Source organism: Flavobacterium daejeonense DSM 17708 (assembly GCF_000425425.1).
In the GTDB taxonomy this organism is placed as follows: domain Bacteria; phylum Bacteroidota; class Bacteroidia; order Flavobacteriales; family Flavobacteriaceae; genus Flavobacterium; species Flavobacterium daejeonense.
In genome coordinates, this window is the sequence record NZ_AUDK01000013.1 from 116,463 (window position 1) to 127,026 (window position 10,564).

General features: G+C 34.9%; 8 protein-coding genes and 3 tRNA genes. 9 read left to right on the forward strand and 2 right to left on the reverse strand.

Annotated elements, in window-relative coordinates:
• Positions 1 to 22: 22 nt before the first annotated feature.
• Complete coding sequence (locus H599_RS0110605; protein ID WP_026714120.1) at positions 23 to 1,534, reverse strand: OmpP1/FadL family transporter; 1,512 nt, start codon at positions 1,532 to 1,534, stop codon at positions 23 to 25.
• A gap of 22 nt (positions 1,535 to 1,556) precedes the next feature.
• Positions 1,557 to 2,507 (reverse strand): hypothetical protein, encoded by a 951-nt coding sequence (locus H599_RS19515; protein ID WP_051590709.1) that lies wholly within the window; start codon positions 2,505 to 2,507, stop codon positions 1,557 to 1,559.
• Between the two features lie 101 nt (positions 2,508 to 2,608).
• Here H599_RS19515 and proS point away from each other — a divergent pair, with 101 nt between their 5' ends.
• From proS to H599_RS0110655, 9 genes are all read left to right on the forward strand, one after another.
• A complete protein-coding gene (gene proS / locus H599_RS0110615) occupies positions 2,609 to 4,087 on the forward strand; it encodes a proline--tRNA ligase (protein WP_026714121.1) in 1,479 nt (492 codons plus the stop codon).
• Positions 4,088 to 4,184: 97 nt separating this feature from the next.
• Positions 4,185 to 4,256: transfer RNA gene (locus H599_RS0110620), tRNA-Glu, on the forward strand.
• 41 nt (positions 4,257 to 4,297) lie between these two features.
• A tRNA-Glu gene (locus H599_RS0110625) sits at positions 4,298 to 4,369 on the forward strand.
• A 48-nt stretch (positions 4,370 to 4,417) separates the two neighbouring features.
• A tRNA-Glu gene (locus H599_RS0110630) sits at positions 4,418 to 4,489 on the forward strand.
• A gap of 165 nt (positions 4,490 to 4,654) precedes the next feature.
• Complete coding sequence (rpsT, locus tag H599_RS0110635) at positions 4,655 to 4,906, forward strand: 30S ribosomal protein S20 (RefSeq protein WP_026714122.1); 252 nt, start codon at positions 4,655 to 4,657, stop codon at positions 4,904 to 4,906.
• Between the two features lie 303 nt (positions 4,907 to 5,209).
• Complete coding sequence (locus H599_RS20895; protein ID WP_162174255.1) at positions 5,210 to 5,446, forward strand: hypothetical protein; 237 nt, start codon at positions 5,210 to 5,212, stop codon at positions 5,444 to 5,446.
• 84 nt (positions 5,447 to 5,530) lie between these two features.
• Complete coding sequence (locus H599_RS0110645) at positions 5,531 to 7,186, forward strand: peptidase domain-containing ABC transporter (protein ID WP_026714124.1); 1,656 nt, start codon at positions 5,531 to 5,533, stop codon at positions 7,184 to 7,186.
• A 2-nt stretch (positions 7,187 to 7,188) separates the two neighbouring features.
• Positions 7,189 to 8,541, forward strand: a complete 1,353-nt coding sequence (locus tag H599_RS0110650) for an HlyD family secretion protein (protein WP_026714125.1) — start codon at positions 7,189 to 7,191, stop codon at positions 8,539 to 8,541.
• Positions 8,522 to 9,940: a TolC family protein gene (locus H599_RS0110655; RefSeq protein WP_035141459.1), complete on the forward strand. Its 1,419-nt coding sequence runs from the start codon at positions 8,522 to 8,524 to the stop codon at positions 9,938 to 9,940. Before H599_RS0110650 ends, H599_RS0110655 begins: the two co-directional genes overlap by 20 nt.
• The last annotated feature ends 624 nt before the right edge of the window (positions 9,941 to 10,564 follow it).

Consider the following 10,564-nt stretch of genomic DNA (forward strand, 5'->3'; position numbering starts at 1 on the left):
TGTTTGTTGGGATTTTGAGTGTTTATAATTCAAATAATAAAGTAAGTGTAACCGTGTTGTTAATTGAGTTTACAGCAGCGCCATCGGTAAGTCCTTGGCTAAAGAAACCTTGATTCGAATTTCTTTTTGCGTAAGCATAAGATAAGTCGGCTTTTGTTCCGCCGAAATTGTATCCTAATCCGGCAGAATAGCCGTGTAAGTCGCCAATAGTATTCTTGTTTTTGTATGGGCTTTCCTGAAAATGATACCCGGCTCTTAAGCTTAATCTTTCTATTTTGTATTCGCCTCCTACACGAACTTCACTTGTATTGGCTAACGTTTTGTCCATTTCGTTATTTAAAACCTGATAATAGCTGTCGTATTCCGGTTTGAATTTAGTCTTGCTATAGTTTTTAAGACTGTAATCAATGCTTAAAAGACCTGTTTTTCCAAAAATATAAGCGAAACTTGTGGTGAATTTTCCGGGAGTTTGTAGCTTGTAAGGAGCGTAAACATTGGTGATGTTTGGATTAATTACATCAGGATCCAGAGAGCCGGAAGTGTTAGAGCTTACAGCAACTACTGATTGGGTTAATTCGTCATTCAATTTGTACCATGTTGGTGATTCGTAAGCCAGACCTATTCTTGCTTCCGGAGTGATTTTTCCAATAATTCCAAGTTGGAAAGAAAAACCGGAACCGTAAGTATATAAATCATTGTTGAATTGCACTTTGTTTACTCTGTAGCTGTCGGGATCTGAAGGTAATGGGTTGTCGTTGTCTTCATAAAAAACGGATGATTGGGTGTAATCAACAAAATGAGAGTTTAAGTTGATACCAATGTAAAATTTGTCATTGCAGGCTGCTGCTGCATTAAAAGATAATTTGCCATTGTATCCATTAGTGATAATAGTATTTTCCTGGTAATAATTTCCTCCTTCAGCAATGTTAGAAATGTATTCGTTAGGATTTGGGTCGTTGTTAGCAGGGTCAATAATGTAGGCTTCAAAGGCTAAATAAGCTTGTTGGGATGCATGATCTAGATTTCCATAATAGGCATCTTTAAAACTATTTAAAGGAATACCATTTGCGTAGCTTAAAAAATAATCTCCGATTGAATTTGTTGGATTGACTCCAAAAGCACCAATAGTATTGTTGAAATTATTTTTGTTGTCATAATTGATAGCTAAGGAAAATTTATTCCATCCGTCATTACTTCTGTTGTTGTTAAAAACAAATACAAGTCCGGCTTGGTTAACATCGAAAGAATTATCATCTTCGGTATTGGTTGAACCAAAATATGAAGCTTTATTTTTGGTGGTGGAGTTGCTTATGGTTATTCCCATTTGGTTATTTGCAAATATAGCAGAACCGGCCGGGTTAACATTTATAGAAGAAAAATCTCCTCCTAAGGCTCCAAAAGCACCGCTCATCGCTCTGAAACGGGCGGTACCATTTATGTTTTCCTGACTAAATCGTACAGCGTCACTAATCTCTTGTGATTGCGCAATACCAAAAGAGCATACAGATATAATTAAAAATAGATTTTTTTTCATTGTAGTGATTTTTAACGATTAATTATCTTCGACTTCCTCCTGATGATCTGTAGCTGCCTCCGCTACTGCTGCCTCCGCTGCTGCCTCCATAAGATCTTCCGGTGCTGTATGAAGACGAAGATGATGAAGGGGTGTTGTAGCTTCTTGAAGGGCTATAATTTTCACTTCTGGAATAAGTTCTGCTTTGTTGGGTATTGTTGTTTTGATATTGTGTGTTGCTTCTTCTGCTGGTTTGTGTACTGTTCGAATTATTGTACGTTCTGGAATTTGTAAATACGGGAGTTCTGCTACTTTGTGAATAACGTCTGGTTGGAGAGTAATTCCTCGTTGGGGAATAAGTACTGTTGCTGTAGCTTGAATTTGTAGCGCTTGATCCTCTGCGGCTCGGATTGTAAGAGTAGTTTCTTCGGGTTCCGTAATTATTGTTCCCGTAGTAATAGTAGTAATTATTGTAACCATAATAAGGATAATTCCATCCGTAATAACCGTAGCTATATGGGTAATTCCATCCCCAGTTATTCCATCCCCAGCCGTAATTTAATCCCCAGTTGTTCCAGCCAAATCCATAGTTCATTCCCCAATTGTTCCAGCCCCAGTTATTCCATCCAAATCCGTAATTCATACCCCAATAATCAGGGTAAACATTAACGATTGTTCCGGTTTGATTGTTTCCCCATCCGGCATAGCTTATAGAATTGTTTTCAGTTGAATCAAAATCACTGTAGCGGTCAATATCAGTAAAGATTTCGCCGGAAGACGGATTTTCGTTTTGTAGCGAATTAAAATAATCTTTGTAGTAATTGTCAGAAACAGTATTTCTTTCGGTGTTTCTATTGTAGGAAGCTCCGTAGATTCCGTCATTTTCGTAATAAGAGCTGTTTTGAAAAGAACCACAAGAAACCATAAAAAGGCTTAGTAATCCAATATAGAGATAATTTTGCACTTTTTGTAATGAAAAAATATTAGTTTTCATATCTGTTGGGTTTTTTATTGTTGCACATTACAAAAATAGTTAGTTTTGCCAAACTATTTAGTTAAATAAAATTAAACAAAATTTGTGCCAAAATATACAATATGAGTAAGAACCTTACTACACGATCAGAAGATTATTCAAAATGGTATAATGAGCTGGTTGTAAAAGCTGATTTAGCCGAGAATTCAGGAGTTAGAGGTTGCATGGTTATTAAACCTTATGGTTATGCTATTTGGGAAAAAATGCAAGCTGAATTAGATAGAATGTTTAAAGAAACAGGACATCAAAATGCCTATTTTCCATTATTTGTCCCTAAAAGCATGTTTGAAGCCGAGGAAAAAAATGCCGAAGGTTTTGCAAAAGAATGTGCGGTAGTGACGCATTACAGATTAAAAAATGATCCGGACAAAGCCGGGAAATTAATAGTTGATCCTAATGCGAAACTGGAAGAAGAACTTATTGTTCGCCCTACGAGTGAGGCTATTATTTGGTCAACGTATAAAGGCTGGGTGCAATCTTACAGAGATTTACCTTTATTGATTAACCAATGGGCTAATGTGGTCCGTTGGGAAATGAGAACTCGTTTGTTTTTAAGAACAGCCGAGTTTTTATGGCAGGAAGGCCATACAGCTCACGCAACCAGAAAAGAAGCGATTGAGGAGTCGGAGAAAATGATGAATGTTTACGCAGATTTCGTTCAGAATTTCATGGCGATTCCGGTAGTAAAAGGATTAAAAACCGAGACAGAACGTTTTGCAGGCGCTGAAGAAACCTATTGTATTGAAGCTTTGATGCAGGATGGAAAAGCGCTTCAGGCAGGAACATCACATTTCTTGGGTCAAAATTTTGCGGAAGCTTTTGATGTGAAGTTTGCTAATGCCGAAGGAAAACAGGAATATGTATGGGGGACTTCCTGGGGGGTTTCTACAAGATTGATGGGAGCATTGGTGATGACGCATTCGGATGATCAGGGATTGGTATTGCCTCCTAATTTGGCGCCAATACAAGTGGTTATTGTTCCTATATATAAGTCGGATGAACAATTAGCTCAGATTTCTCAGGAAGTCGATAAATTAATTGCTGATTTACGTAAGTTGGGTATTTCGGTAAAATTTGATGACAGAACGACTCAAAAGCCGGGATTCAAATTTGCGGAATGGGAATTAAAAGGGGTTCCGGTTCGAATTGCTGTAGGACCAAAAGATCTTGAAAACGGAACTTATGAGGTAGCCCGAAGAGATACTTTGACGAAAGAAGTGAAATCTAAAGAAGGAATTGCAGCATTTATTAGCGAATTATTAGAGCAAATTCAGTCAGATTTGTTCAATAAGGCGTTGGATTATCGTGAAACTCATATTACTGAGGTAAACAGCTTTGAGGAGTTTAAAGAGGTGTTGGAAAACAAAGGAGGCTTTGTATCAGCGCATTGGGATGGTACGGCTGAGACTGAGGAGAAAATCAAAGAATTGACTAAAGCTACCATCAGATGTATTCCTTTAAGTGCTGTTGAAGAAGCAGGAAGCTGTGTGTTTACTGGGAACCCGTCTAATAAAAGAGTGTTTTTTGCGAAGGCATATTAAAAAAATATATTTTTTTTTGACAAGCTATTGTGCAATTAAAAAACAGTTGTATCTTTGCAACCGCAATACAGAAATGCACTGCACAATGTAACGCAATGGTCCGTTCGTCTATCGGTTAGGACGCCAGGTTTTCATCCTGGTAAGGGGGGTTCGATTCCCCCACGGACTACAAAAATATTGAAAATACAGTTCCGCTAAATAAGGAATTTTGGTCCGTTCGTCTATCGGTTAGGACGCCAGGTTTTCATCCTGGTAAGGGGGGTTCGATTCCCCCACGGACTACAAGTTAATAGAGGAAGATAGAATACTTAACTTTCTTAGAGGAATAATGGTCCGTTCGTCTAGGGGTTAGGACGCCAGGTTTTCATCCTGGTAACAGGGGTTCGATTCCCCTACGGACTACAAAATTAGTTGTGAAATAGTTTTATGAAATAAATATCAAGTGTCTCAGATGTTTATTTTATTAGTTAAAACCAAAGTGATTGCATTGTAAAAGATGTTGTTGTGGGAGGTTTTTCTTTTTTAGCTAATAGTTTAAAATAATTATTACAATTAAAAAAAAGTAAAATGGCAAATCATAAGTCAGCTTTAAAAAGAATTAGAAGCAACGAGAAAAAAAGAGTATTAAACAGATACCAACACAAAACTACACGTAATGCAATCAAAGCTTTGCGTTTAGCTACTGATAAAGCAGATGCTTCTGCTAAATTAACAAGTGTTATTTCTATGATTGATAAGTTAGCTAAAAAGAATATTATCCACGATAATAAAGCTTCTAACTTAAAATCTAAATTAACTAAGTTTGTAAACAAATTGTAATATTTACAATTTATATAATATAAAGCCTCCTTGAAAAAGGGGGCTTTTTTTATGCGCTAAAATTTCAGTAATGATTTGCAGAAAGCGAATTCTAATGTTTTTCTAATGTAGCGCTTTGAATTAAGTCTTAACTTGCAACCTCAAAATTTTATGAGGATGCTGAATAGTATTAGACATAGTGTTTTATGTAAATGTTTCCGGTTTTTTTTGCTGGGGTATTTTCTGTTGAGTATTATTAATATTTCGGGAAATTTGTATCATCATTGTAATCATGAAACTAAAATTTGTAGTTTTTTTGATAAAATGTTTAAGTGGAATAAATATTCAAATGAATTAGAAGAGACTAAGACCAAAGAAGCCAAGGGTGTGAAATTTGTAAAAGAAATTTCTATACTAGAGTTTTTAATTCCTTTTGGTACTTCTTTAAATAGTTATCTTTTTCAAAATACTTTGAGTAAGAAATTTAATCTTGAGAATCCGGTCTTTTTGTTTGGATTTTGCCGAGAAATTCACTTACCGCCTCCTCAATTTTTTGTGTGATTTTTTTGAGTTTTGGAAGTTTTTATGCTTCCTTGCATATGGTTTTCTATATGTTTATTATTAATTCTTGTATTTAAATAAAAAATGACACCTTTAAAACGATTTTATAATTTACTTAAATTAGAAAAGCGTGACGTATATCAGATTATTTTTTACGCTGCTTTTGCTGGTTTGGTGAATCTTTCTTTGCCTTTAGGAATTCAGGCGATTATTAATTTTATTCAAAGCGGGCAGCTTAGTGTGTCCTGGATTGTTCTGGTGATTCTGGTAACTATCGGAGTGGGATTTGGGGGCGTTTTGACGATTTTGCAATTGCGAATTGTAGAAAATCTGCAACAACGGATTTTTGTGCGTTCTTCATTTGAGTTTGCTTACCGAATGCCGCTGATTAAGTTTAAAGAATTGTATTCGGAATATCCTCCTGAAAAAGCCAATCGCTTTTTTGATACTTTGATGGTGCAAAAAGGAACCGCTAAACTTTTATTGGATTTTTGTACCGCTTTTCTTCAGGTTGGTTTAGGAATCATATTATTGGTTTTGTATCATTCCTTTTTTATGGTGATTGGACTTCTTTTTGCGGGTATTTTATATGTGATTTTTAAATTTTCTTATAAAGACGGTCTGGAAACGAGTTTGAGTGAGTCAAAATTTAAGTATAAAATCGCGGCTTGGATTCAGGAAATTGCCCGCAACCGTGAAAGTTTTAGAAAAAAGAGAGCTTTCGAATATGCTTTGGATCGAAATGATGCTTATGTGAGTAAGTATATTGATTTTCGTGAAAAACATTTCAAGGTAATGCGAAAACAATATGTCCAATTGGTTGTTTTTAAAGTTATTGTTACGGCGGCTTTATTGTCAATTGGTGGTTTTTTGGTAATTCATCATAAAATGAATATCGGGCAGTTTGTAGCAGCAGAAATTGTTATCGTGTTATTGATTAATTCGGTTGAAAAAATCATTTTTGGTCTTGAAGCTTTTTATGATGTTTTGACTTCATTAGAAAAAATTGGTCAGGTTACGGATATGGAAATGATGTCTATTCCTCAAACTTCAGATATTAATAAAACAGGACTAACTATTGAAACCGATAGTGTTATTTATAATTATCCAAAACATAATAAAAAATCTCTGAAGAATATTAATTTAAAAATAACTCAGGGTGAAAAAATTTTGTTGCAGGGAACAAACGGGGCCGGAAAAAGTACTTTGTTGCGTTTGCTTTCGGGATTGTTAGAGCCGGAAAGTGGGGCGATGTATGTGACGGATAATTATATGAACAGGCTCGATGAAGATGCTTATAGAGCTCAGTCGGGGACTGTTTTAAAAAGTGATACACTTTTTGCCGGAACCATTAGAGAAAATATTGTTTTTGAAAATGAAACTATTGATAATGATGAGCTGAAATGGGCTTTGGATAATGTGTTCCTGACGCCTTTTATTAAAACTTTTTCAGACGGACTTGAAAATCAAATTCATCCGGATGGTAGTGAACTTTCTGATTCTGATATGCAGAAAATTCTTTTGGCAAGAAGTATTGTACATAAGCCGAATGTCTTGTTTTTAGAAGATCCTGTTGATAAAATGGATCGGGAAACGGCGGCTAAAATTGTTAACTTTTTATTTTCTAAAGATAATAATTGGACGGTAGTGGTAACTTCTAAAAATGAAATTTGGAAGGATAAATGCGAAAGGGTAATAACGATTGATGATGGGAAAATTATAACTGATATTAAAAAATAATTATGCTTAATATATCTAAAAATAATGATGTGCTGATTACTCCGGGGAGATTTAAATCTATAAATAGTGTAGCTCGTAAACCGCATTATAAATTTTTAAATATGGTGGTTATTGGTTTTTTACTGTTTGGAGTTTTTTGTCTTTTTCTTCCATGGACACAAAATATTTCTGGAAGTGGTTCGGTTACGACTTTAAAACCGGATCAGAGACCGCAAACAGTTCATAATACAATTGCCGGAAAAATTGAAAAATGGTATGTTCAGGAAGGAGATTATGTGAAAAAAGGAGATACCATTCTTTTTATTTCAGAAGTAAAAGAAGATTATTTAGATCCAAATTTGGTTGAGAATACCAAGCAACAGGTGGATGCTAAAAAAATGGCTTTAGAATCTTACGGAGATAAAGTGAATTCTCTGGATGTTCAGGTAGAATCTCTTATTGCCGAAAGACAACTGAAATTACAACAGGCTGAAAATAAAATTAAGCAATCGCTTTTGAAGATTAAAAGTGATAGTATGGATCTTGAGGCTATAAAAACACAGTTAAAAATTGCTCAAACGCAATATAATCGTTCTACGGCTTTGAATAAAGAGGGTTTGAAACCCTTGACTGATGTTGAGCAAAAAAGATTAAAACTTCAGGAATCAGAAGCATATCTTGTTACGCAGCAGAATAAACTTTTAAGTAGTAAAAATGAATTGATTAATGCCCGGGTTGAAATTAATAGGATTAAAGCGGAGTATTCTGAAAAAATTTCGAAATCAAGAAGTGATAAGTTTACGGCTTTAAGTACACAATATGATACTGAAGCGCAGGTGAATAAATTACGTAATCAATATTCTAATTATGCTATTAGAAGTGGAATGTATTATATCACAGCTCCACAAAGTGGTTATGTAAACAGAGCTTTGTTGGCGGGTATTGGAGAAACAATAAAAGAAGGAACTTCTATTGTGAGTATTATGCCGGCAACTTATGATATTGCTGTAGAAACTTATGTAGATCCTATCGATTTGCCTTTAGTGCAGCGAGGAGCTAAGGTAAGAGTTTGGTTTGATGGTTGGCCAAGGGTTGTTTTTTCAGGTTGGCCGGGATTGTCTTATGGAACTTTTGGAGGTCGTATTGTGGCTATTGAGAATTTTATAAGTTCGAATGGAAAATACAGAGTGCTTATTTCTCCTGATGGTAAAGATCATAAATGGCCAAAAGAATTGAGTATTGGAGCAGGTGCGCAAAGTATTGCTTTGTTAAAAACGGTTCCGGTTTGGTATGAAATATGGCGAAATTTAAATGGTTTTCCGCCAAATTATTATAAGTCAGATGAAAAAGATGCAAATGCAAAAGAGAAAAAATAAATTGAAAGCTATTCTGCAATGGTTGTTTGTTTTTTTGCTGTTTCATAATTCTGTAATTTACAGTCAGGACTTTAATAAAGAAGTTTTGAGTTACAGTGAGTTTTTAGGTTATGTGAAAAAATACCATCCGTTAGTAAAACAGGCAAATCTTCAAATTAGTAATGCTGAGGCAGCTTTAATGGTTGCACGAGGAGGATTTGATCCTAAAATTGAAGTAGATTATAATACCAAAGAATTTAAAGGAACCGAATATTATTCGTTATTAAATAGTAGTTTTAAAATTCCCACCTGGTATGGAATCGAAGTCAAAGCTGGTTTTGATCAGGCTGACGGAACATATTATAATCCACAGAATAAAACTCCCGATGCGGGATTAACGTCAGTCGGGTTGAATATGGCTTTAGGCCAGGGATTGTTTATTAATCAACGAATGGCTGATGTGAGAGAGGCTAAATTACAATTGAAATTGAGTGATGCACAACGAAAGCTCATTGCGATTGAAGTATTGTACAAAGCAAGTGAGGCTTATTTTGAATGGAGAAAAAGTTTTAACGAAGCTGAATTGTACAGTAAGTATTTAGGTTTTGCTTCTACACGTTTTGAAGGAGTAAAGAAACTGATAGAATTAGGAGATTATCCGGCAATAGATAGCGTGGAAACTGGAATTACTGTTCGAAACAGACAGTTGAATCTGGAAAATGGGAAATTGAAGTTAGCGAAAGCAAAATTATACCTGTCTAATTATTTATGGATTGAAAATGTTCCGGTAGAGTTGGGGGATTTTGTTAGACCGGAAGAGAATTTAATAGAAACTCTGGAGGAAACACTTAAAACGGACGAAATGATGCTGGTGTTTGAGAGTTTAGAATCGCATCCTAAAATTCAGGCTTTGGAGACCAAAAAATCAATGTTGGAAGTAGGGAGGCAATTAAAAGCAAATGCCTTGCTGCCTAAAATAAATGTTGGTTATAATTTTATTGCAAAACCGCTTTCTTTGAATTCTTTCAATTCCAGTGACTATAAATTTAATGTTGACTTTAGTTTTCCTGTTTTTTTGAGGAAAGAACGTGGTGGGCTTAAAATGGCAAAACTTAAAATTCAGGATTTAGATTTTGATATACAGCAACAGCAACTTGAATTGAAGAATAAAATAAAAGCGCAGCAAACGGAGATTGCTTCGTTAAGGAAGCAAAAAAGTGTTATTGATAATCTGGTAAAAGATTATATGGTGATGCTTGCTTCGGAAGAACGAATGTTTTCTTTCGGGGAAAGTTCAGTTTTTTTAATTAATTCGAGGGAATCAAATTTGGTAAGTGCCAAGTTGTCTCAAATTAATATCGAAAATCAGTTTTGTATATCTAATGCCGAATTGTATAAAATCCTGGCAAATCCGGATTAAAATAGAATAAAAGTGTAGTTGTTACTATCCGTCCCGAAGTATTTCGGGACGGATTTTCTTTTTTATTAGTAGCAGTTTCTTGTCTAAAGGTCGTCTAGAAAGGATTTTTGTTACTATCAGGGCTGGTTTGTCTGTTTTAAGTGGGGAATTTCTACTATATATAGTAGTGTAAAGCTTCATTAAGATTGGTGTTGTCATTTTGTCCAGAGACATCGGGAGTCGAGGAATTTGTGCTATAGTTACTTTTTTATCCTTCCAAATTCCTACAAACCAAAAAAGGTTCAAAATAGAAAAGCTTTGTTATCAGGGTATTAAAAAATAAGTTTAAAAATAGTTTGCAAAAGGTGTTGTGTAATTGAATAAAGGTGCTATTTTTGCACCCGCAACAGCGAAAACGTTCAGAGAAACATACTGAGAAACGAATTAAGATTTAAGAAGAAATTTTTAAAAATAAAGTTTGGAAGTTGGATAAAAAATGTTTTACATTTGCACCCCGCAAAACGCGCAAAGTTATTTGGAATACTGGTTAAGAGAAAAGGGGTTTAGCTTCGAAAAACAATCGAAAAAAAACTTTAAATTTTTCTTGCGAGTAAAGAATAAAGTTGTAATTTTGCAGCCGCTTTG

Excerpts from the sequence above, each read along its gene's own strand:
- H599_RS0110605 (WP_026714120.1), bottom strand. The coding sequence starts at position 1,534 with ATGAAAAAAAATCTATTTTTAATTATATCTGTATGCTCTTTTGGTATT.
- H599_RS19515 (WP_051590709.1), bottom strand. The coding sequence starts at position 2,507 with ATGAAAACTAATATTTTTTCATTACAAAAAGTGCAAAATTATCTCTAT.
- proS (WP_026714121.1), top strand. The coding sequence starts at position 2,609 with ATGAGTAAGAACCTTACTACACGATCAGAAGATTATTCAAAATGGTAT.
- rpsT (WP_026714122.1), top strand. The coding sequence starts at position 4,655 with ATGGCAAATCATAAGTCAGCTTTAAAAAGAATTAGAAGCAACGAGAAA.
- H599_RS20895 (WP_162174255.1), top strand. The coding sequence starts at position 5,210 with ATGTTTAAGTGGAATAAATATTCAAATGAATTAGAAGAGACTAAGACC.
- H599_RS0110645 (WP_026714124.1), top strand. The coding sequence starts at position 5,531 with ATGACACCTTTAAAACGATTTTATAATTTACTTAAATTAGAAAAGCGT.
- H599_RS0110650 (WP_026714125.1), top strand. The coding sequence starts at position 7,189 with ATGCTTAATATATCTAAAAATAATGATGTGCTGATTACTCCGGGGAGA.
- H599_RS0110655 (WP_035141459.1), top strand. The coding sequence starts at position 8,522 with ATGCAAAAGAGAAAAAATAAATTGAAAGCTATTCTGCAATGGTTGTTT.